The organism is Erwinia sp. BNK-24-b, assembly GCF_047456155.1.
GTDB classification, from domain to species: Bacteria; Pseudomonadota; Gammaproteobacteria; order Enterobacterales; family Enterobacteriaceae; genus Erwinia; species Erwinia phyllosphaerae.
This window is the reverse complement of sequence record NZ_CP179901.1, coordinates 1,130,709-1,153,220: the sequence shown is the minus strand read 5'-3', so window position 1 is coordinate 1,153,220 and position 22,512 is coordinate 1,130,709. Positions and strand designations below refer to the sequence as shown.

Below are 22,512 nucleotides of genomic sequence, written 5' to 3'. Positions count from 1 at the left end.
AGTGATTGAAATTCAGCCAGCCTGCGTAAACTTATCGCATTACCCGCGTAATCTTATTGCATCGCCTGCGTAACCTGGCGCATTGACTGAAAAATCGTACCGGAGTTTCCCATGTCAGAAAAAGATCCTGTTGTTGAAAGACTTACCGTAGAACTGCTGGCGTTAAGGCAGATTGTTCAAATGCTGATTGCTTACGGTAACGTGCCGACCGGCGGCAAGCTGAACAAATATCTGCAGAAAGTTGCGGATGATACTGAACAACGCGAAGACCACCGTGGCCCTAATAAAGCCATTGCGGACGCTATCCGCAGCTACATTAAATAGTCCACTACGCAAGCCAGCCCGCTATCTTGTCAATACAAGGCTCGGGATAGAGTACCGATCGCGGCTCAGCACCTGAGCCGCATCGCCTGTATAGCCTGCTTCTCTCTGACCTGTTTCTCGTGCTGTAACCATACATCTTACCTTCGCCAGCCCTTTCCCTGTCGCTTTCCCGATCCTTTCCTTTGATTTTGTTACATTTCCTTCCCGGCAATCCCACGCGCTTTCTACCAGGCTTAGACATTATTAAGCAGGTTTTGCCATTTATATTTTGACCAGTAAGGGAAGGTAATGACCACAGAGATATTAAATTCCGCCACGCGCAACAAAGATACCGCCTTTAGTAAAAAGGAAAGAGAAGAAGCGCAGCTGGAAGGTTTACTGCCGCCGGTGATTGATTCACTGGAAACGCAAATGCAGCGTGTTCTGGAGCATCTGCATAATAAGCCGGACGACATCGAAAAATATATCTATCTGCAGGAGCTGGCGGACCGCAACGAAACGCTATTTTTCGCTACCCTGATGTCCGACCCTGTCACCTTTATTCCGCTGGTTTACGATCCGACCATCGCCGATGCCTGCATGAAATATGGCCATATCTATCGTCGTCCAAAAGGCATGTATTTAACGCGCGAAATGAAAGGCCGCCTGAAAGACGTTTTGCGTAACTGGCCGCAAAAAGAGGTGCAGTTTATCTGCGTCTCTTCGGGTGGGCGTATTCTGGGCCTGGGCGATATTGGCGCTAACGGCGCGCCCATCCCCGTAGGTAAACTCCAGCTTTATACGGCCTGTGCCGCAGTGCCGCCGCAGGGACTACTGCCGATTCATCTGGATATTGGCACCGGCAACAAAAAGCTAAAAGACGATCCGCTCTATACCGGTCTGCGGGAGGCGAAGCTGGAACAGCAGGCGCTGGATGAGCTGCTGGATGAGTTTGTGGCCGCCGTTCAGGAGGTTTTCCCCGGCTGCTGCATCCACTTTGAAGACTGGGAAGGTAATGACGCGATTCGTTATCTGCAACGCTATCAGCAGCAGGCGCTGGTTTATAACGATGATATTCAGGGAACGGCCAGCGTGGTGCTTGCCGGTTTAATTACCGCGCTGCAAACCACCGGCGGCAAGCTTTCCGACCAGCGCGTCGTGTTTGCCGGAGCAGGTTCCGCAGGTACCGGCATCGCTAATATGCTGGTAGAGGCAATGGTGCAGGAAGGCGCAGATCGCCATAAGGCGCAAAGTGCCATTACCCTGTTTGATAAAAACGGCCTGATTGTTGCAGATCGTGACGTTCTGAATGATTCGCAACGGGCCTATGCGCATGACATGCAGCCAGAAAGCGATCTGCAAAAAGTGGTCGAGCGTGTAAAACCTACCATGCTGATTGGCGTCAGCACGCAGGGCGGCCTGTTCGATGAGGGCGTGGTTAAGGCTATGAGCAAGCTTAACGATCGGCCGATCATCTTTGCGCTGTCTAATCCGACCAAAAATGCGGAATGTACCGCCAGCCAGGCCTACGAATGGAGCGACGGCAAAGCGCTGTTTGCCGCTGGCGTACAGTTTGATGAAGTTAAAAGCAAAGACCAAACGCGCTATCCCGGCCAGGCAAATAACTTTTATATTTTCCCGGCGGTCAGCCTGGCGATTTACGCGGCCAGACCCGCGCGGGTTGATGACAAACTCTTTATAGAAGCGGCTCGCCTTTGCGCGCAGCAGGTCAGTAAAGCGGACCGCGAGAAAGGCAAGCTGTACCCTTCCCAGGCCGATATTGTTAAAACAGAAGTCGCCATTGCTACCGGCCTTGTGCGCTATTTGTTTAAGCACGATCTGGCTGGTGTAGAGCAACCTAAAGATATTGAGAGCTGGATGCAGGGGCTGATTTATCAGCCGAGCTATTCATCCTGAAAAAACACGCTTAGCGGTTGCAAGACGGGCAGCATCCCTGCTGCCCGCTGCTTACGAAACTTTAAACGCCGAAATATCCTGTGCCAGCTGGGAAGCTTCTGCACGCAGCGCCTCGGTGTTTTCCGCGGTTTGGGTGATCAGCAGCAGGTTTTGCTGAATGCTGCGCTCCATCTGCGACACCGCCAGTGTGACTTCGCTGATGCCTTTGCTTTGCTCATCACCCGCGACGCGAATTTCGCCGACCACTTCTTTCACCTTCAGCACGTCATTGACCAGGCCTTCCAGCTTTTCACCTGCGCCTTCCACCAGACGGCTACCGGCCAGTACCGTACTGTCAGACTGCCCAATCAACTCTTTAATTTCGTGAGCTGCTGCGGCGCTACGCTGCGCCAGCGCGCGAACTTCCGCCGCTACCACGGCAAAGCCACGCCCCTGCTCGCCCGCTCTGGCCGCTTCAACCGCCGCGTTCAGCGCCAGGATATTGGTCTGGAAAGCGATGCCGTCGATCACGCTAAGGATTTCACCCACGCGGCTGGAGGAGGCTTTGATCGAGGCCATCGTCACGATAACCTGGTTCATCACCTCGCTGCTGCTGCGGGCGATCTGCGCCGTTTGCTCGGTGAAAGAGTCGGCCAGACGCGTGTTTTCTGCATTGAGCTGGACGGTGGCGTTAAGCTGCTCCATCGCGGCCGCGCTTTGTTCCAGCGCTGAAGCCTGATCGCTGATTTTCGCCGAGAATGCCTGGTTGCTTTCCGCCAGCGAGCTGGCGTTGGCGGCTACGTTAACGCCGCTGGCCTGCACGCTGGTGATGACGCCAGCAATCTTATCCACGAACTGGTTAAAAGAGACGGCGATATCGGCTATTTCGTCTTTGCCTGTGGTGGTTAAGCGGCGGGTTAAATCGCCGTCACCGTTGGCAATTTCGTCCAGCGCGGCGCGGGTAGACTCCAGTCGGGAGGCCATACTGCGCGCAAACAGCCAAACCATAACGATAAGCACCAGCAGTACCGGGATCAGCACCATAAAAATATCCTGCACAATATTGTCCGCCAGCGCGGTAACTTTCGCTTCCGGCGTTACCAGCCCAATTATCCAGCCGGTAGCTGGCATTTTAAACAGCGTTACCTGGCTCGGCGTGTGCAGGACGCCATCCTGAATATTATTGAGCGTCGTGCTGGCCTGGCTGGAGGTGATGCCTTGTACTACGGGCGTTAGCCAGGGCTGTTCGCTTGCCAGCGCGCTGAATTTTTTCAGCGCTTTATCCTTATTTCCAGGAAAATAAAGCACGTTACCTGCGCTATCCAGCGCAAAAGCGTAGCCGCCGGTCAGGTTGCCGTGGCTCTGCATAAAACCGGAAAGGTTATCCAGCAGCACGTCAAACGTCGCCACGCCGCCAAACTTTGCGCCCTGATCGTAAGGCACGCTACAGGTCACCATGTTCACCAGCGAAACGGGATCCTGGTAAACTTCTGACCAGTCGCATTTGTTGCGCGGGGCTTCTCTGGCAGAGGTATACCAGCTTTCATTGTGGTAACCCGTGCTGTCAGCCGCGTTGTAGCCGTCGGAATAAGCCAACGTGCCGTCTGCGCCGCGAGACCAGAAAAAGCTGCGCCGCGCGGTGCCTTCAGTAAAAGCGCCAGGCTCCGGCCAGACGCCGCCGCCTGCAATACTTTTGTCACCTTTGCTGTCGATAACCTGCGGCAGAATGCTTTTAAACAGCGCTTCCTGATGCGGCAGAACTTCCGCCAGCCGCGCCATGCTAACGACTTCCCCTTCGATACGCAGCAGCTGCTGGTTAAGCTGGCCGACGATATTTTCGCCGGTTTGCTGGATCAAACTGTTACTGGCCTCCACCACGCGCGGCTGCCCGCGCAGGGAAATAGCAAAATAGACCAATAACATGGTTAACAGCAGCATCGAAACGCCGCCAAAAATCAGTTTCCCTGCAACACGAACTGGTATCCCCGGCATAATAAATTCCTTACGTTGACGCTGCGGCAGAACTAAGCCTGAGTGGTTATGAACGATATTTAATCATCGCTTAGTTTGCTTATCGGCATCGGCCAGCAAAATCTGAGCCGCTCAGCGAACCGGCGAGCCGCTGCCGCCAGCATAAAAGACTAAGGAAAATCCGATTTGATTTTGCCGCTGCGGTCGGGCTACCCTGACGCGCCGCGAAACGTCTGTTTTTCAGTCATTCCGCCTTATTTTCACGTTTTGCCGGAGAATTCTGGAAGCCTGACTAAAGGGAACTCAACCTATGTATCATTTAATTCTTACGCAGCTCAACGCGCTTGATCTGCCCTATGCTTCGCTGATTGCGCTGGCCGCTGTGCTTGGCGTTATCCTGCTTATTTCGCTGATGGCGCACGGTATGCTGCATCGCGTGCTGCTGCCGCTATTACGGCGCATGGCCGAAAAATCAAGCCGTCAGTGGCCTAAATCGCTGATCGACAACAAGCTCTTTAGCCGCTTTGCTTTACTGATGCAGGGCGTTTTTTTGCAGATCCAGCTGGAACTGTTTTTGTCCGGTATTGAGCCGATTTACAGCGTGCTGATGATCTTAAGCCAGGTGTGGGTCATGGCCTTTGGGCTGTTGATGTTTTTCTCGCTGCTGGATATTTTCCTCGATTTGTCCGAAGAGAGCGCCATCGCCCGCCAGATGCCGCTGCGAGGCATTTTTCAAAGCCTGAAGCTGATCGCCGCGCTGCTGGTATCGCTGATGATTATTTCGGTGCTGATTGGTAAATCACCGCTGGTGCTGCTGACCGGTTTAGGCGCGATGACCGCCGTCCTGATGCTGGTATTTAAAGATCCTATTTTAGGGCTGGTGGCCGGTATTCAGCTCTCCGCCAACAATATGCTCAAGCTTGGCGACTGGCTGGATATGCCAAAATATGGCGCGGACGGTTCGGTCGTGGATATCGCGCTGACCACGGTTAAGGTGCGTAACTGGGATAACACCATTACGACTATCCCTACCTATGCCCTGATTTCTGACTCTTTTAAGAACTGGCGCGCCATGTCGGAGTCCGGCGGCCGCCGCATTAAACGCAGCATTAATATTGATGCCACCAGCATTCATTTTCTTTCCGGGGAGGAAATGGCAGGTCTGAAACGCGCCCAGCTACTGACGCCTTATCTGGAAAGCAAAAGCCAGGAAGTTTCTGCTTACAACGCCGGGCTGGATACCAGTACGCCGCTGAATGGCCGCCGGATGACCAATATCGGGACGTTCCGTGCCTGGCTGGAAGCGTGGCTGAAGGCGCATCCCCATATCCATAAAGGTATGACGCTGATGGTACGCCAGCTGGCACCGGGTTCAGAAGGCTTGCCGATTGAGATTTACGTGTTTACCAACACCACGGTCTGGCTGGAGTATGAAAGGATCCAGTCCGATATTTTCGATCATATTTTTGCCGTGCTGCCGGAGTTTGGCTTACGTGTTCATCAAACGCCAACCGGAAACGATCTGCGCAATTTGCGCATTCATTCGGCAAGCTAATTTCCCTGCCGCCGTCTGCCGACAACGACAGGCGGCGGCGATTCATTCCCTTCTGGCGGCATTTCATTCCGCGCTGGCGGCAGTTCATGCCGGGAATCCCCGCAGCGTTAAACCCCGCATTACTATGTGCTTAATTTCTCTTACTCCGCGGGAGTTTCCCATGAGCACACAAGCCGTCAGTCATCGCGTTCGCTGGTTAACGCTAATCGGCACCGTTATTACCCAGTTCGCGCTGGGTTCGGTCTATACCTGGAGCCTGTTTAACGGTCAGCTTTCCCATAAGCTGGACGCGCCGGTAAGCCAGGTCGCTTTCTCTTTCGGTTTGTTGAGCCTGGGTCTGGCGGTGGCTTCCTCCCTTGCCGGAAAGCTTCAGGAGCGTTTTGGCGTGCGCAACGTGACTATCGGCGCTGGCGTGCTGCTGGCGTTCGGTTTTTTCCTGACCTCGCATGCCAATAATCTGTTTATGCTTTATCTCAGCGCGGGCTTGCTGGTAGGCCTGGCCGACGGCGCGGGTTATCTGATGACGCTGTCGAACTGTGTGAAGTGGTTTCCGGAACGTAAAGGCGTCATTTCAGCCTGTGCTATCGGCGCTTATGGGCTGGGTAGCCTGGGCTTTAAGTTTATCTGTAGCTATTTACTGAGCGTTAACAGCCTGGAAAACACGTTTTTAATCTGGGGCTGTCTGGCGATGGCCATGATTATCTGTGGTGGCCTGCTGATGAAAGACGCACCAAAACAGCAAATGTCTGCCAGTTCTCACAGCGCGCGTGACTTTTCGCTGGCTGAAGCCGTCCGTCTGCCGCAGTACTGGATGCTGGCAGTGATGTTTTTAACGGCCTGCATGAGCGGTTTATACGTTATCGGCGTGGCGAAAGATATTGGTGAAGGCCTGGTGCATCTGTCAACGCAGACGGCGGCCAGCGCGGTTACGGTCATCGCCATTGCTAACCTGAGCGGACGCCTGGTGCTTGGCGTACTTTCCGACAAGCTGGCGCGTATCCGGGTGATTACGCTGGCGCAGGTCGTATCGCTGGTGGGAATGAGTATTCTGCTGTTTACGCAGATGAATGAGAACACCTTCTTTATTTCTCTGGCCTGCGTGGCGTTTAGCTTTGGCGGCACCATCACCGTTTACCCCTCGCTGGTCAGCGACTTCTTTGGCTTAAACAATTTAACCAAAAACTACGGGCTGATTTATCTGGGCTTTGGGATTGGCAGCGTGCTGGGATCGCTGTTCGCCTCGCTGTTTGGCGGCTTCGTTGCAACGTTTGGCTTGATTATGGCGCTGCTGGCGCTCTCTTTGATTATGTCATTAACGATTCGCCTGCCGCATCGCCCGGCAAAAGAGAGCGAGGCGCTACGTTCGGTGCAGACGCTTTAAGCGGATAATTACCTGCACTCTGCAGGACGCTTATTAAATAACCGGACGCGAAATTATTCAGGGCCTGGCTGGCGCAATGCAAGCCAGGCCCTGTTTGCTAACCGGCTACCTTGTGCAAGAAAGAGTTCCCGGCACAACCGTTCGCTAACCGGCTACCTTGTGCGAAAAAAAATCCCGCCACGACCGCTTGCTAACCGGCTACCTTGTGCGAAAAAAAGCTCCCGGCACAACCGCTCACCAACGGGCTATTTTCTGCAAAACAGCGGCTCCGGCAAGCCTGCAACCGCTACCTCCACGGCGAAAACGTCGCCGGACTGTGGGTAAGCGGCCAGTTCCTCTGCCGTGCGGTCTTCGCGTGAGCTGGTGATATAAAGCGTTTTCAGATCCGGTCCGCCAAACGCGACCATGGTTGGCCAGCGTACCGGCAGCGGGATCTCATCCACAATTTCACCGTTGGCAGGGTTCAGGCGGATAACGCGCGAGCCGTCAAACATCGCTGCCCAGTAAAATCCTTCGCTGTCTACCGCCGCGCCGTCCGGCAAGCCGCCTTCTTCCTGCACAAAGCGTTGCAGCACTTCACGCGGGCCGATATCGCCTTTTTCATCTACCGGATAGCGATAAAGTACGCCGTTAGGCGTGTCGGTGTGGTACATCCATTTATTATCCGGTGAGAACGCCAGGCCGTTGGAAATTTTGATATCTTCCGCTTCAACGGTCAGGTTCAGATACTCGTCCAGCCGACAAAGCTTGCCGCCGTTGCGATCCTGCGGCTCCCACAGGCTGCCGCACCAGAAGCGCCCGTGCCTGTCCACGCGGCCATCATTGAAACGGCTGAAGGCTGCTTCTCCGGGATTGTCGGCCACTTTTTGCGTGACTACCCCATCTTCATCCAGCATGCAGACGCCGCTGCGCAGCGCTGCCACAAAGCCGCCCTGCTCGTTCAGGCCGAAACAGCCAATGTGTTCCGGAACCGGCATGACTTTATGTTCTCCGCTGCGGGGATCGAAGCGATGCAGCTCGGGAGCCAGAATATCGACAAAGTAGAGCACCTGCTCACGCACGGACCAGACCGGGCATTCGCCCAGCTCTGCCTGAGCCGCCAGCACATTTTTAACCTGATAACGCATAGCATTTCCTTGTAATGAAGAGCTGCCTTAAGTCTATCGCAGAAATTCCTCTCTGATAAAATTAAGGCAAATTTTAAGGAAAATACCGCGCGGCGGAGTGCTGTTTATTTAAGAACATTCTGGAGGGAAAGGCGGTTTTTTAAGCCTTCTCTTATTTATTAATAAAGCAATAACCAGAAGAATAGCACTACTGAATTATTTGGAAATATTTATTCTAACAACTCTACAAAAGCGGCATTATTCCTCCACTTTTGTCTTGTAAATTATCAGCTATTGGAAAGTGATGGAGTAACGATCATGAAATTAATAAAATCTCTGGCGATTCTGGGCGTCGTTAGTATGCTGAGCGGCTGTATTATCCACGATGGCTATCGCGGTGGCGGACACCACGGCCACGGCGGCCCTGGCTATCATAACGGCTCTGGACCGCACCGGGGCTGGTAAAGAAGTATCAAGGGTGGAGTTTCTTCATTCTTAAGCGGGCAAAGCCTGCACACGGCAATATAAAAATAAAATGCAAGATTTCAGGCGGGTAATTACCCGCCTTTTTTTATTAGCTTTTAACGCTGTAATTACATTGATACCAGGCTTTCATTAATCCAGGCAGGCGGCTTTCCTGCGGCTTAATGGGTTCCACCTTATCAAAACCACGCTCTTCGCAATAATGTTCTACATCTTGTTCCATCGCGGTTTTGTTTACCTTGTCAGGATCGAAACGATACAGAACGCTATTTACCGCCGGGTCTTCGCCGACTTTTTCAAAGGCACCTGGTTTGCCGGATGTACAGCCTACCGACAGCAGAACAGCAAGCGCTAAAGCGCCAGTCATTATTTTTTTCATCTTAACTCCTTACTTCGCCGCCGCATCATACTTGAGCGACATCACGACGCCATCGGAAAAAGCCACATTTGCGATTTTTTTAAAATGCTTTGCAATATTTTACCGATTGAATCGATTCAGGATGCCATGTAGCGCCAGGCGAAAATGAATGCGAATATAGCTCCAGACACAGCGACATGTCTGCACGACACCAGGTTTTTTATTTATAATTACAAAGATTTACAGCCCGCGGCGAGCGGGCTTTTTTTTGCGCTATATTCAGGCTGCGAAGGGAATTATACGTAAAGCCGCGGTACGGAAATTAACCTGAAGTGCCGTTATTATGAGACGGCACTGCTAATCAGCCCGCACATCTACCAGCACCGGACAGCTGGCCCGTTCGATCACGGCCGCGCTAACCGAGCCTTTAAGCAGGCGGTTAAAGGAAGAGAGATGGCGTCGTCCCATGATGATCATAGCGGCACCCATTTCGCTGGCATGCGCGACGATAGTTTCGGCAGACTCTCCTGCCAGTACGCGTCCCGTAGCGCGAACGCCCGCCTTTTGCAACGCTGCCAGGGCCTGACGAACCGCCGCTTCTGCCGTATTTTGCTCATCCTGTGCGCTGCCAAAATCGCCGGGATCTTCGCCTGCCTCAATAACGTAATCGCCGATGGTGCTGGCATAGCTGGCATCGACACAACATAAAACCACCACGTCCGCATCAAGCGCGTGCGCCTGCTCCGTTGCCAGAGAAACCACTTTGCGCGCCAGCGCCGAGTTATCAACCGCCACTAATAGCTTTTTCATTTGCCACTCCTGTTAGTCACGTAAGGCCGCTTTGCCAATCTCGTCCACCAGGGCTTCTTTGCACTTTAAGATCTCTGCGCGATAGAGCGCCTCGTGCTTTTGAAAACGGGTAGAAGGCACCAGTAAGCTGACAGAAAAGCGTCCCAGTATGGTATCGATAGCCACTGCCATAGTAGAAATTCCTTCCAGCGTTTCGCCACGATCGTAAGACACGCCGGTGCGACGAATCTCCCGCAGCCGCTCCAGTAAATCAGGAAACGCCTTAACGGTGAGCTCGGTCATCGCTTCATAAGCGTCGCCGACCAGCGCCCTTGCCTCTTCATCGCTGTCCAGCGCCAGCAGCGCCCTGCCGCCAGAGGTGCTGTAAAGCGGCAGATTCAGCCCGATGCGCGGCACCACGCGCAATTCACGATCGGCAACCACGTAATGCACGATGGCCAGCTGTAAGCCACTGGCGCGCGCCAGGGAAACCGTTTCGCCCGTCGCATCGCTTAGCGCCTGTAGCCAGGGTTGCGCAATCGCCACGACGTCAGTATGCACGCTGGCAATCAGCCTTAGCAGCGCCGGGCCAAGCCGCACGCCTCCTGCGCCCTGAGTACGCACCAGCTGCACGGAATCCAGCGCGCTTACGATGCGCTGCACGGTCGAGCGCGGCAAATCGACGGCCTGCGCTATTTCTCCCAGGCTCATGCCGTTGGGGCTGTCGCCCAGGGCATCCAGAATTTTAGCCGCGCGCGAGATAACCTGGATACCGCCGGTACGCTCTTCGTCACGTAAAGCTGCAGGGTCAGACATAAGATCTCCTTCCTTGTTGATGGCGATACTGTAGCACTCTTTTTTCACGCGCCGTATCACATTGCAATACAGTGCATCAGCATGTAATATCAGCGGCGAATGTACCACAATGCAATACAGTGCATCACTCTATCTTTTCTTTGCGGAGCACCTGCTATGACTGCTCAACCCGCAGCACCCCAACCCCATCCTTTTACCTTGCGTCTTGCGCTGGGCCTGGTGGGCGTGTTGATTGCTGCGTTGACTTCCGGATTAAACGATCGCGTTACCGATCTGGCGCTGGCCGACGTGCGCGCCGCCATCGGGTTTAGCTACGACCAGGCCAGCTGGATAACCTCGGTCTATCAGGCTGCTGAAGTGGCGGCGATGATGATTGCGCCCTGGTTTGCCGTCACCTTTTCGCTGCGCCGCTTTGCGCTGGTGGTTGCCTTTGGTTTCGCGCTTACCGGCGCGCTACAGCCCTATGCCGCCACGCCCGCGCTGTTTATCGGCCTGCGCGTTATTCAGGGACTGTTTGGCGGCGCGTTGCCGCCGCTGTTGATGACCGTCGCCCTGCGCTTTTTGCCGCCGACTATCAAGCTGTATGGCCTGTCGGCCTATGCCCTGACCGCCACTTTTGGCCCAAACGTTGCCGCTTCGCTGGCCGCTTTCTGGACCGATGCCGTCGGCTGGCAGTTTGTTTTCTGGCAGGTTATTCCGCTGATGCTTATCGCCAGCGTGCTGATCGGCTGGGGGCTGCCGCAGGATCCGACGCGGCTGGAACGTTTTAAGCAGATGGACTGGTTCGGCATGCTGACCGGCTGTAGCGGTATTGCGCTGATGATATTAGCGCTGTCGCAGGGCGAACGCCTGGACTGGCTGAATTCCCCGCTGATTATTGCCATGCTGCTCTCTTCCGTCGCGCTTTTGGTGGTTTTCTTTATTAACGAATGGTCGCATCCGCTGCCGCTGTTTAAATTGCAGCTGCTGGAGCGCAAAAATCTGACCCACGGGCTGCTGGTGCTGGCCGGCGTGCTGCTGGTAGCGCTTTCCGGCTCGGCGTTGCCTTCGGCCTATTTTGGTCAGGTGGAAGGTTTTCGTACCGTGCAGTTTGCCCCGCTGGCGCTGACTATCGGTCTGCCGCAGCTGCTGATCGCGCCTTTTATGGCTTTCCTGCTTAACCTGCGCTGGATTGACTGCCGCTGGATGCTGACCTGCGGCGCGGCGTTGCTTAGCGTCTCCTGCCTGATGGGTATGCAGCTAACCGATGAGTGGGCCAGGCAAAATTTCTGGCTGATCCAGATTCTGCAGGCGTTTGGCCAGCCGATGCTGATCCTGCCGGTGTTGATGAGCGCCACCAGCGTGGTCCTGCCGCCGGAAGGCCCTTATGCTTCGGCCATGTTTAATACCGTGCGCGGCTTCTCCAGCGTGGCGGCAGGCAGCCTGGTGGAGAATTTTTTAACCCATCGGGAAAAATTTCACTCGCATAACCTGGTGGACCAGCTGGGCAATCGTCCGTGGCTGATGACGGCGGATAATTCCGCCGGCGCTTCGGTGATGCAGCCGCTGCTGCCGGACGGTTCGGTCAGCTCGGTAGAAAACCTGAGCCGCTTCGCCACGCTGCTGAAGCACCAGGCGGTGATCCTTAGCATTAGCGACGCCTACCTGCTGATTATCGCTTTCGCTCTGCTGCTGGTGCTGCTGACCGCCTGGCTGCCTAAACGCGTCTGGCCGCCGCAAACCCTTATTCAATCTAAAGCCACGAGATAATAATGATGAGCTTCACACCTGCCAAAAGAACCTTAACGCTAGCCGTGCTGCTGGCGGTCCTGCTGGGGATTGCCTTTTTCGTCTGGTCGGCCATGAGCCGTCATCAGGCCCGCACCGACGATGCCGTGGTAACCGCGGATTACACCTCAATTGCGCCAAAAGTGTCCGGCTATATTCGTACCGTAAACGTCGGTGATAACCAGCAGGTTAAAGCGGGCGATACGCTGGCAACGATTGATGACAGAGATTACCGGGTTGCGCTGGAAACGGCCGAGGCTAACCTACAGGTCAGCCAGGCGAAATTAACCAGCGTGCAGGCACAGCTTGAACAGCAGCAGGCGACGATTGCGCAAAATGATGCCGCCGTTGCTGCCAGCCAGGCGACATTAAACTATGCCGGACAGAATGCCGAACGCTATCGCCGCCTGTTGAAAAGCGGCACTGCCACCGCCGATGAGCAGCAGAAAACCAGCGCTTCAATGCAGGAAGCGGCCGCGCAGCTGCGCCAGAGCCAGGCCGCGGCGCTGGCCGCCCGTAAAGAAGTGGGCGTAATGCAGGCCAGCCTGCGCCAGGCCCAGGCGGATATCGCCGCTTCAAAAGCCAACGTCGATCAGGCCCGGCTGAACCTCTCCTATACCGTCGTTACCGCCCCCGTTGACGGTGCTGTCGGCCAGCGCTCTGCTCGCCGTGGTGCCTGGGTTTCTGCCGGTACGCGCCTGATGGCCGTGGTGCCTTTGCAGCAAACTTACGTAGTAGCGAATTTTCTGGAGACCCAGTTGACCAACGTGCACCCTGGCCAGCCCGTGACTCTCAGCGTCGACGCGCTGCCTGACGTAACGCTGCACGGCCACGTTGACAGCATAGCGCCCGCCACCGGCTCTACCTTCGCCGCCATCACCGCCGATAACGCAACGGGCAATTACACCAAGGTTGCGCAGCGTCTGCCGGTGAAAATTTTGCTGGAGCCGGGCCAGGCTGCGCTGACGCGTCTGAAGGTGGGCATGTCGGTCGTACCCGAAATTAGTGACTGAAAACAGAGATGATTCCTGGCAGAGACGGCTTTATTTTGCCGTAAAGAGCGGGTAAATTAGCGGACGATCCCGTGGGCTTTCAGGGCCTTTGCCACACGATAAGGCGTGCTGCACAAGGATCGCCGCAGTCGTTAACCGCTCAGAGGAGTTTTTCGGTGAAATATGCGTTAATGGGCATCTCTTTTCTGTTTCTGGCCTGGGTTGGCACCTTCTATCTGATGCTGTAAAGCGGCCAGAGCAAGAGCGGGCAGGCAAAGCGCCTGCCCTTTTATTATCCTTCAGGCTAAACCGCTTATCCCGCCGCCTCTTCATTTTTCAGCGTGCCCGGCAAAATGCCGTCGGCGCGGAACATCGCTTTAATCCCTCTGACCGCCTGACGAATACGGTCGCTGTTTTCAATCAGCGCAAACCGCACGTGCGTGTCGCCGTAGTCGCCAAAGCCCACGCCTGGCGAAACGCAGACTTTTGCTTCCTGTAACATGTGTTTGGCAAACTCCAGCGATCCCATGTGTGCATAGTGAGCGGGGATTTTCGCCCAGACGTACATGGACGCCTTCGGCAATTCCACCATCCAGCCTGCCTCATGCAGCCCTTTTACCAGCACGTCACGGCGCTGTTTGTACTGCTGAGCGATATCGCGTACGCACTGCTGATCGCCCTCAAGCGCGGCGATGGCCGCCACCTGCAATGGCGTAAAGGTGCCGTAATCGTGATAGCTTTTAATTCTGGCCAGCGCGGCCACCAGCTCTTTGTTGCCCACCATAAAGCCAATACGCCAGCCCGCCATATTGTAGCTTTTGGAGAGGGTAAAGAACTCTACGGCCACGTCGCGAGCGCCCGGAACCTGCATGATCGAGGGCGCTTTCCAGCCGTCGTAGACGATATCGGCATAGGCGAGATCGTGGATAACCAGCACGTTATACTGTTTGGCCAGCGCGATAACGCGTTCAAAAAAGTCCAGCTCCACGCACTGCGCCGTCGGGTTTGAAGGGAAACCCAGGATCATCATTTTCGGTTTTGGATAGCTTTCCCGAATGGCGCGTTCCAGTTCGTTAAAGAAATCTACGCCTTCCACCAGCGGCACGGAGCGCACCTGAGCGCCCGCAATCACAGCGCCATAAATATGAATGGGGTAGCTTGGATTGGGTACCAGCACGGTATCGCCATGATCGAGCGTGGCCAGCATCAGGTGCGCCAGCCCTTCTTTCGAGCCGATGGTGACGATGGCTTCTGACTCCGGATCGATGTCGACCTGGTAGCGGTCGGCATACCAGCGCGAAATGGCGCGACGTAAACGAGGTATACCGCGCGAGGTAGAATAGCCATGCGTATCTTCGCGCTGGGCGACCGCGCAAAGCTTTTCGACAATATGAGGCGGCGTAGGTCCATCCGGGTTACCCATGCTGAAATCGATAATATCTTCGCCACGACGACGCGCGGCCATTTTCAGTTCGGCCGTGATATTAAAAACATAGGGAGGAAGACGTTCGATACGGGAAAAACGGCGTGCGGAGCTGATGTCAGCCATAGAGACCTCTTAACGTTTGCGCCCGGAACCGTCCGAGCGACGCTGACCAGAAACTGGTCGAACAATGAACATAGCGCACAAGCGGTAAGGCTGTCGAGCCGTTTTAATCCGAAGCCAGTTTGCCGAACAGCCAGTCATTAACCCACTGACCGCGCAGCAGATAATTTTCTCGCAGCGTGCCCTCCAGCCGGAAGCCGTTTTTTTCCAGCACGCGTCGCGAAGCCCAGTTGCCCTCCACAACCTGCGCTTTCAGCTTGTGAAAGCGGCTTTCTGCAAGCAGCCAGTCGCTCAGCGCGCCCACCGCCTCTGTCCCGTAGCCTTTGCCGATATGCTGGCTCAGGAGCGAATAGCCGACTTCTGCCTGTCGCCACGGTGACCATTCCGCATTGGCGCCAATCAGGCCAATCGACTCATTACTCTCTTTCAGCCGTATAGTCAGGCAAAGCATATGCAGGCTGGTCACCTGCCAGGGCTGTAGCCGCGTTTGAAAGCGCTGGCGAATGTCAGCCAGCTGCGGAATGGCGCTGATAAACTGCATGCTGACCGCATCGCTGTGTACCTGATGAAACAATGACCAGTCATCTGGCTGAAGTAACGTCAGCCGCAATCTTTCGGTGGTGAGTTGCATCTTCGCCTCAAAAGCCGGTTCCGTTTTCTTATCAGTCCTGCTTTCCGGCGTAAACAGGGCCTTTTGCATCTGGAAAATATCCTGTAGCACGGCGATAAAGTAAAGCGACGGCGGGCGCAAAAAAACCATCCCCTTTTTGTTACCAGGATTTCCTCATTTGTGATAAAAAAACGCTATGTCGTTATTCCCTTTCACTTTTAATCATTAATCACGACAAAATTGATCCAGATGGGCACGGCGCGCGCACTTGCCTGGCACATTCCGCTCGCTTTCCTTATGATGAAGCCCACTTTTCTTTAACAGCCGAGGCGTGCCGTGCATCCCGTATTTGAAATGCTGCTGGCGGTATTAGATCGCGCCGCGTTAATGCTTATCTGCCTGTTTTTTATGACGCGTATCCGCCATTTTCGTCAGCTATTGCAAAAGGATGAGCATTCGCGTCAGGAGCTGATGGCGGTAACGGCGATTTTCTCTTTATTCGCGCTGTTCGGTACGTGGAGCGGCATTAACGTTGACGGTTCGCTGGTTAACGTACGTACCATCGCCATTATGTCCGGCGGCATTCTGTTTGGGCCGTGGGTTGGCATTGCCACCGGCGTGATTGCCGGGCTGCACCGTTTTTTAATCGATATTCACGGCGTTACCTCCGTTCCCTGCCTGATAACCAGCATTATCGCCGGTTTTGCCGCGGGCTGGATCAATCTGCGGGTGCGTAAAGAAAAGCGCTGGAGCACGGGTATTATTGGCGGCATGCTGTGCGAGTCGCTGACCATGATATTGATTCTACTGTGGGCGCGGCCGCAGGCGCTGGGCCTGGCCATTGTGGAAGAGATTGCCGTGCCGATGATCCTGGGCGCGGTCAGCATTGGGCTTATCGTACTGCTGATCCAGAGCGTCGAAGGCGAAAAAGAGGCCATCGCTGCCAGGCAGGCTAAGCTGGCGCTGGATATCGCCAATAAAACGCTGCCGCTGTTTCGTCAGGTTAACAGCCACTCTCTGCGCAAGGTTTGTGAAATTATCCGTGATGACATCAACGCCGATGCCGTGGCTATTACCAATAAAAACCAGATTCTGGCCTACATTGGCGTCGGTGAGCAGAACTACCGTGAAGGCGATGACGGCATTAGCCCAACGACGGCCAGAGCGATTGCCAACGGCGAAATTATTATCAGAAACAACGATGAGGCGCACCGCACGCCGGAAATTCATTCGATGATCGTCATTCCGCTACGGGAGAAGGGCGAAGTCACCGGCACGCTGAAAATTTACTACCGCCACGCGCACCGTATTACATGGTCACTGCGGGAAATGGCCGTCGGCCTGTCACAGATTATTTCTACGCAGCTGGAAGTTTCTCGCGCCGAACAGCTGCGGGAAATGGCCAATAAAGCGGAACTCCGCGCGCTGCAAAGTAAAATTAATCCCCATTTTCTGTTTAACGCGCTGAACGCTATTTCCTCTTCTATTCGTATTAATCCGGATACCGCTCGCCAGCTGATCGGCAACCTTGCACGCTATCTGCGCTATAACCTGGAGCTGAACGACGACGAAATTATCGATATTAAAAAAGAGCTTTATCAGATCAAAGATTATATCGCTATTGAACAGGCGCGTTTTGGCGACAAGCTGACGGTTATTTATGAAATTGATGAAGACATTAACTTTTCACTGCCCAGCCTGCTGATCCAGCCGCTGGTCGAAAATGCCATTGTGCACGGCGTTCATCCCTGCCGCGGCAAAGGCGTGGTGACGATTAGCGTAAAAGATTCCGGCGACCGCATTCGCATTGCCGTGCGGGATACTGGCAACGGCATCAGTGAAGAAGTGGTGCAGCGCGTGGAGCGTAACGAGATGCCGGGCAACAAGATTGGTTTGCTTAACGTCCACCACCGCGTAAAGCTGCTGTACGGTGAAGGGCTGCATATCCACCGCTGCAATCCGGGTACGGAAATCGCCTTCTATATCAGTAAAAACGGGGCGATTTTGCCCGAGCGCGTCTCGCTAACGGCTTAATGCCGTTGCAGGCTTAAGAGTACGGTGTCAACAGCCTACGGCCTGACGCCGTTTTGACCAGGAAAACGATGTGAAAGCCATCATAGTGGAAGATGAATTTCTGGCGCAGCAGGAGCTGAGCTGGCTGATCCGCCAGCATAGCCAGATCCAGATTGAAGCAACCTTTGACGACGGTCTGGACGTGCTGAAATACCTGCAAAACCACCAGCCGGACGTGATTTTTCTGGATATTAATATTCCCTCGCTGGACGGCGTGCTGCTGGCGCAAAACATCAGCAAGTTTGCCCATCGGCCGCTGATTATTTTTATCACCGCCTACAAGGAGCACGCCGTAGAAGCGTTTGAGCTGGAGGCGTTTGACTATATCCTTAAGCCTTACCACGAGATGCGCATTATCACTATGCTGCGCAAGGTGGAAAACACGTTGCAGCAGGCGACGCAAGGCAGCGTCGACGGCCCGCGTAGTCAGGTGCATACCATTAACCTGGTGAAAGACGAACGCATCATCGTGACGGACATCAACGATATTTATTATGCCGAAGCCCACGAGAAAATGACGTTTGTGTATACGCGGCGGGAAGAGTACGTGATGCCGATGAATATAACGGAGTTTTGTAGCCGGTTGCCTGATGAGGCTTTTTTTCGCTGCCACCGTTCCTACTGCGTCAATCTGAGCAAGATCCGCGAGATAGAGCCCTGGTTTAACAACACCTATATGCTTAAGCTGCGCGACCTGGACTTTCAGGTGCCGGTCAGCCGCAGCAAGGTGAAAGATTTCCGCCAGCTGATGCGGTTATAGATCGCGGCACGGCAGGTTAGCCGTCCGGTATTGCCTCGCCAGATAAAACAAAGGCCGGAAAATCCGGCCTTTACTTTACAGAATGCTGCCCAGCGTCTGGCGCAGATGCGCACCGGCGCCCAGCAGGCCTGGCTTATCGTGAGTGATCAGATAAACCGGGATATTCTGCACGTAGTCTTTGAAGCGGCCTTTGTCTTCGAACGCGGCACGGAAACCGGAAGCTTTAAAGAATTCCAGGAAGCGCGGCACGATACCGCCAGCGATATAAACGCCGCCGAAAGTGCCCATCGTCAGCGCCAGGTTGCCGCCAAAACGTCCCATAATCACGCAGAACATGGCCAGTGCACGACGGCAATCGGTGCAGCTGTCATCCAGCGCGCGCTGCGAAACGTCTTTTGGCTTTAAGTTTTCCGGCACGCGCTGGTCGGCTTTGACAATAGCGCGGTAAAGGTTAACCAGACCCGCACCGGAAAGGATACGCTCGGCTGAAACATGGCCCAGCTCGGCGCGTAACACTTCCAGGATCATATCTTCTTCGTCGCTGTTAGCGGCGAAATCGACGTGACCGCCCTCGCCCGGCAGGCTGACCCAGCGCTTATCCACATGCACCAGATGCGCCACGCCCAGACCGGTTCCGGCACCGTAAACGGCAACCGGCTTATCCTTGACCGGCGAAGTGCCGCCGAACTGCATGACGTCCTGCTCGCTCAGCATAGGAATGGCCATCGACACGGCGGTAAAGTCGTTGATGATCTCCAGATGCTCAAAACCCAGGTTCGCTTTCATTTTGCTGGTGGAAAAAGCCCAGTCGTGATTGGTCATTTCAACCCAGTCATCGGTTATTGGGCAGGCGATGGCGATGCAGCCATCCGTGACATCCTGCTGCTGCTCGGCAAGATAAAAACGGATGACGGCCTCAAGGCTATCGTAGTCTGCTGTGGAGAACGTTTTGGCTTGTGAGATAGCACCGTTCTCAACTTCACACAGTGCCAGGCGCGCGTTGGTGCCGCCTACATCACCTACCAAAGCATACTTAGTCATTATTGTTTTGCTCCGCTTACGTCATATGTACACACTATAAATTTCCCCCACTCAAACAACAACGCCCACCCGGCAAAAGGTGACGCCGCAACCGACTACCTTACCTGCACTGGCGGCAGTTTCCCACGGGCATCAATCTGAATCTGTTAGTAAAGCCAACATTTCAGGATGCGTTGCGCTCGTGAAGCGCCGTCGTCACCGCTTTTAACAGAGGCGGCACGTCAAGCTGCGGCAGCATAACCTCCACCAGCGAGAGACGCGAGGTCTGTTCAATCACTTTCATCACTTCCTGCAATTGGGCAGTCTCTGTTACTCGCCAGCTTTGCGCCTGACACTGTGCGCTGAACGCCTGCGGTAGCTGCGTCCAGTTCCATGCAGCTATATCATTGTAGCGCTGCCGCTCGCCGTGGATGGCCCGCTCTACAGTATAACCATCATTATTGAGCACAAAGATGACAGGCTTCAGGCCATCGCGCAGCATGGAGCCCAGCTCCTGAATCGTCAGCTGCGCAGACCCATCGCCGCTCAGCAGGATCACGCGGCGCTCAGGGCAGGCAATCTGCGCGCCCCATGCGGCGGGCAGCGTAAAGCCTATCGATCCCCACAGCGGCTGGCAGAGGAAAGTGACGTTATCGGGCAGGCGTAGCGCCGCCGCGCCAAACGCCGTGGTTCCCTGATCGGCCAGTACAATGTCGCCAGGCCGCAAAAAATCCTGCATAGCGTGCCAGAAGCCGTTTTGCGTCAGCGCGCCGTCTGCACAATCGACAAGCGCCGGAGGTTGCGCGCCAGCATTATGCCAGTCGCGACCGTAGCGTTTTGCTAACCGATGCAGTGCCGCGACGGCATCCTTCATCGCCAGCTGCGTAAACTGTTGGCTGCCTATGCGGCTAACGTAAAGACCAACATCAATATTACGCAAGGAATCAATTTGCTGGGTAAAGCCCGCTGTGATGGTATCCGTCCAGACTGCGCCAACGGTGATAATGACATCGCACTGTTCAATTATCGGTTGCGTATCCCCCGCGCTGGCCGCTCCGGCATAGGTGCCAACAAAGCCTTTCTGCTGTTCCGGCAACACGCTTTTACCCATCAGCATGGTGGTAAAAGGCAGCGGTACGTCCGTGACCCACTGTTTTAGCGCATCGCGCAATCCGGCACGATCTGCCAGAAAATCAGCAAGTAGCGAAACGCTTTTCGCCTTCGCCAGCAAGGCCTCCGCCGCTGCGGTAAAAGCGTCCAGGCTGCTTTGCAGCGATTCCGGCCGGTATGAAAGCGAACCTTCAGGCGGCGCTATCTCTGCTTCTGCCACGTCAGTCGGCAAAAAGAGGTAAACGGGACGGTGTTCACGCAGAGCGGTAATCAGCAGCCTGTCGATTTCTGCCGCGGCGTTCTCTCTGCTCAGGATGGCCTGCGCTACGGTAACTTCGCGCGCAACGCGCACAAAATGGGTAAAATCGCCGTCGCCCAGCGTATGGTGCAGCAGCAGTTTTTCCGCCTGCGCCGCGCTGGATGGCGCGCCAACAATATGGATAACCGGCAGATATTCCGCATAGCTACCGGCCACGCCATTCAGCGCGCTTAACTCACCTACGCCAAAAGTGGTCAGCAACGCCGCCGCGCCGCGACAGCGCGCGTAGCCGTCGGCAGCATAGGCCGCGTTCAGCTCGTTGCTGCTGCCCATCCATCGTATGCCTTCACTGGCAATAACATGATCCAGAAATTGCAGGTTGTAGTCGCCAGGCACGCCAAACAGATGAGCAATACCGACCTGCTGCAGCCGGGTTAACAGATAATCGCCAACGGTGATGTTTTGCATAACGGTTCCCTTAAGGTGGGCATTCCCTTGAGTATTGCTGATTTTTTCAGCGCCATTGGTAATGTGTCGCCAGAAAAAGTGGCAAGGAAACGTGCCGCCCGGTGCTTTTCCTTAAGTTGCGATCTGTCACGCGCTCCGTTTCGGTGTAAACGTATACACTACTATGCTTATTTTGCTTTTAACCCTGAACCCGGGAGTTTTCATGGTTTACCAGCCTGACGCAAAACGTTACCAGACAATGAGTTATCATCGTTGCGGCCATAGCGGACTAAAGCTGCCGGCCGTTTCGCTCGGCCTGTGGCACAACTTTGGCGACAGCACCCTGGTGGAAAACAGCCGCACGCTGTTACGACACGCCTTTGACCAGGGCATCACGCATTTCGATCTTGCCAATAACTACGGGCCACCGCCGGGTTCGGCAGAAGAGAACTTTGGCCGTATCCTGCGTCAGGATTTCCACTCGCTGCGCGACGAGCTGATCATCTCTTCTAAAGCGGGCTATACCATGTGGGATGGCCCTTATGGCGACTGGGGCTCGCGTAAGTATCTGATCGCCAGCCTTAACCAAAGCCTGAAAAGAATGGGGCTGGACTATGTCGATATTTTTTATCATCACCGTCCGGATCCGGAGACGCCGCTGGAAGAGACCATGACCGCACTGGATCATCTTGTGCGTCAGGGCAAGGCTCTCTACATCGCGCTTTCCAACTACCCGGCCGAGCTGGCGGCAAAAGCTATCGCTATCCTGCAGCAGCTGGGAACGCCCTGCCTGATCCACCAGCCCAAATATTCCCTGTTCGAACGCGCGCCGGAAAGTGGGCTGCTGGATGTTTTGCAGCAGCAGGGCGTTGGCTGTATCGCTTTTTCCCCGCTGGCGGGCGGCGTGTTAACCGATCGCTATTTGCAAGGCGTGCCGGAAGATTCGCGCGCGGCCAGCGGCAGCAAATTTCTGAGTAGCGATCAGCTCACGCCAGAAAAAATGGAAAAGGTTCGCCAGCTGAATGAACTGGCGCAGCAGCGCGGACAGAAGCTTTCGCAGATGGCGCTGGCATGGGTGTTGCGCGGCGGTCGCGTGACGTCAGTGTTGATTGGGGCCAGCAAAACCAGTCAGATTGATGACGCTATCGGCATGCTGGCGCAGCGCGATTTTAGCCAGGCCGAGCTGGAGCGTATTGACGCGATTCTGGGCTAGCCCTTATCCGCCGCGCAATGCGGCGATTTTGCTGGCCGACATAGCTGCTAACACTTT

General features: G+C 54.9%; 20 protein-coding genes. 11 read left to right on the top strand and 9 right to left on the bottom strand.

The annotated features are described in order from the left end of the window. Positions 1–111 precede the first annotated feature (111 nt). Positions 112–324, top strand: a complete 213-nt coding sequence (locus ACMGGR_RS05375; protein WP_246762094.1) for a hypothetical protein — start codon at positions 112–114, stop codon at positions 322–324. A gap of 288 nt (positions 325–612) precedes the next feature. Further along, on the top strand, positions 613–2,220 hold the full coding sequence (locus ACMGGR_RS05370; RefSeq protein ID WP_414148334.1) for an NAD-dependent malic enzyme: 1,608 nt from the start codon (positions 613–615) through the stop codon (positions 2,218–2,220). Positions 2,221–2,271: 51 nt separating this feature from the next. Here the strand turns inward: ACMGGR_RS05370 and ACMGGR_RS05365 are convergent, their stop codons facing one another. Continuing rightward, on the bottom strand, positions 2,272–4,191 hold the full coding sequence (locus ACMGGR_RS05365; protein ID WP_246762098.1) for a methyl-accepting chemotaxis protein: 1,920 nt from the start codon (positions 4,189–4,191) through the stop codon (positions 2,272–2,274). Positions 4,192–4,480: 289 nt separating this feature from the next. Here ACMGGR_RS05365 and ACMGGR_RS05360 point away from each other — a divergent pair, with 289 nt between their 5' ends. After that, a complete protein-coding gene (locus ACMGGR_RS05360; RefSeq protein ID WP_246762100.1) occupies positions 4,481–5,725 on the top strand; it encodes a mechanosensitive ion channel family protein in 1,245 nt (414 codons plus the stop codon). A 160-nt stretch (positions 5,726–5,885) separates the two neighbouring features. After that, positions 5,886–7,106 carry an MFS transporter gene (locus ACMGGR_RS05355; protein ID WP_246762101.1) on the top strand — a complete coding sequence of 407 codons (1,221 nt, stop codon included), beginning with the start codon at positions 5,886–5,888 and terminating at the stop codon, positions 7,104–7,106. Between the two features lie 245 nt (positions 7,107–7,351). Here the strand turns inward: ACMGGR_RS05355 and ACMGGR_RS05350 are convergent, their stop codons facing one another. Beyond that, complete coding sequence (locus tag ACMGGR_RS05350) at positions 7,352–8,233, bottom strand: SMP-30/gluconolactonase/LRE family protein (protein WP_246762103.1); 882 nt, start codon at positions 8,231–8,233, stop codon at positions 7,352–7,354. Between the two features lie 297 nt (positions 8,234–8,530). Between ACMGGR_RS05350 and ACMGGR_RS05345 the strand changes: the two genes are divergently transcribed. Further along, positions 8,531–8,677, top strand: a complete 147-nt coding sequence (locus tag ACMGGR_RS05345; protein WP_414148333.1) for a hypothetical protein — start codon at positions 8,531–8,533, stop codon at positions 8,675–8,677. Between the two features lie 109 nt (positions 8,678–8,786). On the opposite strand, the gene ACMGGR_RS05340 is transcribed toward ACMGGR_RS05345, so the two are convergent. The 3 genes from ACMGGR_RS05340 to ACMGGR_RS05330 all read right to left on the bottom strand — a co-directional run bounded on the left by ACMGGR_RS05340 (position 8,787) and on the right by ACMGGR_RS05330 (position 10,658). Next, a complete protein-coding gene (locus ACMGGR_RS05340) occupies positions 8,787–9,074 on the bottom strand; it encodes a hypothetical protein (RefSeq protein WP_246762106.1) in 288 nt (95 codons plus the stop codon). A 336-nt stretch (positions 9,075–9,410) separates the two neighbouring features. Further along, entirely contained in the window at positions 9,411–9,863 is a 453-nt protein-coding gene (locus ACMGGR_RS05335; protein WP_246762108.1) for a universal stress protein, read from the bottom strand. Positions 9,864–9,875: 12 nt separating this feature from the next. Further along, positions 9,876–10,658: an IclR family transcriptional regulator gene (locus ACMGGR_RS05330; protein WP_414148332.1), complete on the bottom strand. Its 783-nt coding sequence runs from the start codon at positions 10,656–10,658 to the stop codon at positions 9,876–9,878. Positions 10,659–10,814: 156 nt separating this feature from the next. Here ACMGGR_RS05330 and ACMGGR_RS05325 point away from each other — a divergent pair, with 156 nt between their 5' ends. From ACMGGR_RS05325 to ypdK, 3 genes are all read left to right on the top strand, one after another. Next, positions 10,815–12,407: an MFS transporter gene (locus ACMGGR_RS05325; protein ID WP_414148331.1), complete on the top strand. Its 1,593-nt coding sequence runs from the start codon at positions 10,815–10,817 to the stop codon at positions 12,405–12,407. A 5-nt stretch (positions 12,408–12,412) separates the two neighbouring features. Further along, positions 12,413–13,438 carry an HlyD family secretion protein gene (locus ACMGGR_RS05320; protein WP_414148913.1) on the top strand — a complete coding sequence of 342 codons (1,026 nt, stop codon included), beginning with the start codon at positions 12,413–12,415 and terminating at the stop codon, positions 13,436–13,438. A 155-nt stretch (positions 13,439–13,593) separates the two neighbouring features. Beyond that, entirely contained in the window at positions 13,594–13,665 is a 72-nt protein-coding gene (ypdK, locus tag ACMGGR_RS05315; RefSeq protein ID WP_246762156.1) for a membrane protein YpdK, read from the top strand. 65 nt (positions 13,666–13,730) lie between these two features. Here the strand turns inward: ypdK and alaC are convergent, their stop codons facing one another. Then, positions 13,731–14,966, bottom strand: a complete 1,236-nt coding sequence (gene alaC, locus ACMGGR_RS05310) for an alanine transaminase (protein ID WP_246762113.1) — start codon at positions 14,964–14,966, stop codon at positions 13,731–13,733. A 103-nt stretch (positions 14,967–15,069) separates the two neighbouring features. Continuing rightward, entirely contained in the window at positions 15,070–15,594 is a 525-nt protein-coding gene (locus ACMGGR_RS05305; RefSeq protein WP_414148912.1) for a GNAT family N-acetyltransferase, read from the bottom strand. Between the two features lie 333 nt (positions 15,595–15,927). Here ACMGGR_RS05305 and ACMGGR_RS05300 point away from each other — a divergent pair, with 333 nt between their 5' ends. Both ACMGGR_RS05300 and ACMGGR_RS05295 read left to right on the top strand, forming a co-directional pair. Further along, the gene (locus ACMGGR_RS05300) at positions 15,928–17,607 is read left to right on the top strand and encodes a LytS/YhcK type 5TM receptor domain-containing protein (protein ID WP_281434711.1); all 1,680 of its coding nucleotides are present in this window, start codon (positions 15,928–15,930) and stop codon (positions 17,605–17,607) included. Between the two features lie 70 nt (positions 17,608–17,677). Beyond that, positions 17,678–18,406 carry a LytR/AlgR family response regulator transcription factor gene (locus tag ACMGGR_RS05295; protein WP_414148330.1) on the top strand — a complete coding sequence of 243 codons (729 nt, stop codon included), beginning with the start codon at positions 17,678–17,680 and terminating at the stop codon, positions 18,404–18,406. A 75-nt stretch (positions 18,407–18,481) separates the two neighbouring features. Here ACMGGR_RS05295 and glk read toward each other — a convergent pair whose 3' ends face one another. Both glk and ACMGGR_RS05285 read right to left on the bottom strand, forming a co-directional pair. Then, entirely contained in the window at positions 18,482–19,447 is a 966-nt protein-coding gene (gene glk / locus ACMGGR_RS05290; protein WP_246762118.1) for a glucokinase, read from the bottom strand. A 163-nt stretch (positions 19,448–19,610) separates the two neighbouring features. Beyond that, positions 19,611–21,263: an alpha-keto acid decarboxylase family protein gene (locus ACMGGR_RS05285; protein ID WP_414148329.1), complete on the bottom strand. Its 1,653-nt coding sequence runs from the start codon at positions 21,261–21,263 to the stop codon at positions 19,611–19,613. Between the two features lie 202 nt (positions 21,264–21,465). Here ACMGGR_RS05285 and mgrA point away from each other — a divergent pair, with 202 nt between their 5' ends. Further along, on the top strand, positions 21,466–22,455 hold the full coding sequence (gene mgrA, locus ACMGGR_RS05280; RefSeq protein WP_414148328.1) for an L-glyceraldehyde 3-phosphate reductase: 990 nt from the start codon (positions 21,466–21,468) through the stop codon (positions 22,453–22,455). The last annotated feature ends 57 nt before the right edge of the window (positions 22,456–22,512 follow it).

Bases quoted from the DNA above. Each gene is read 5' to 3' on its own strand.
- ACMGGR_RS05375 (WP_246762094.1), top strand. From the start codon at position 112: ATGTCAGAAAAAGATCCTGTTGTTGAAAGACTTACCGTAGAACTGCTG.
- ACMGGR_RS05370 (WP_414148334.1), top strand. From the start codon at position 613: ATGACCACAGAGATATTAAATTCCGCCACGCGCAACAAAGATACCGCC.
- ACMGGR_RS05365 (WP_246762098.1), bottom strand. From the start codon at position 4,191: ATGCCGGGGATACCAGTTCGTGTTGCAGGGAAACTGATTTTTGGCGGC.
- ACMGGR_RS05360 (WP_246762100.1), top strand. From the start codon at position 4,481: ATGTATCATTTAATTCTTACGCAGCTCAACGCGCTTGATCTGCCCTAT.
- ACMGGR_RS05355 (WP_246762101.1), top strand. From the start codon at position 5,886: ATGAGCACACAAGCCGTCAGTCATCGCGTTCGCTGGTTAACGCTAATC.
- ACMGGR_RS05350 (WP_246762103.1), bottom strand. From the start codon at position 8,233: ATGCGTTATCAGGTTAAAAATGTGCTGGCGGCTCAGGCAGAGCTGGGC.
- ACMGGR_RS05345 (WP_414148333.1), top strand. From the start codon at position 8,531: ATGAAATTAATAAAATCTCTGGCGATTCTGGGCGTCGTTAGTATGCTG.
- ACMGGR_RS05340 (WP_246762106.1), bottom strand. From the start codon at position 9,074: ATGAAAAAAATAATGACTGGCGCTTTAGCGCTTGCTGTTCTGCTGTCG.
- ACMGGR_RS05335 (WP_246762108.1), bottom strand. From the start codon at position 9,863: ATGAAAAAGCTATTAGTGGCGGTTGATAACTCGGCGCTGGCGCGCAAA.
- ACMGGR_RS05330 (WP_414148332.1), bottom strand. From the start codon at position 10,658: ATGTCTGACCCTGCAGCTTTACGTGACGAAGAGCGTACCGGCGGTATC.
- ACMGGR_RS05325 (WP_414148331.1), top strand. From the start codon at position 10,815: ATGACTGCTCAACCCGCAGCACCCCAACCCCATCCTTTTACCTTGCGT.
- ACMGGR_RS05320 (WP_414148913.1), top strand. From the start codon at position 12,413: ATGAGCTTCACACCTGCCAAAAGAACCTTAACGCTAGCCGTGCTGCTG.
- alaC (WP_246762113.1), bottom strand. From the start codon at position 14,966: ATGGCTGACATCAGCTCCGCACGCCGTTTTTCCCGTATCGAACGTCTT.
- ACMGGR_RS05305 (WP_414148912.1), bottom strand. From the start codon at position 15,594: ATGCAACTCACCACCGAAAGATTGCGGCTGACGTTACTTCAGCCAGAT.
- ACMGGR_RS05300 (WP_281434711.1), top strand. From the start codon at position 15,928: ATGCTGCTGGCGGTATTAGATCGCGCCGCGTTAATGCTTATCTGCCTG.
- glk (WP_246762118.1), bottom strand. From the start codon at position 19,447: ATGACTAAGTATGCTTTGGTAGGTGATGTAGGCGGCACCAACGCGCGC.
- ACMGGR_RS05285 (WP_414148329.1), bottom strand. From the start codon at position 21,263: ATGCAAAACATCACCGTTGGCGATTATCTGTTAACCCGGCTGCAGCAG.
- mgrA (WP_414148328.1), top strand. From the start codon at position 21,466: ATGGTTTACCAGCCTGACGCAAAACGTTACCAGACAATGAGTTATCAT.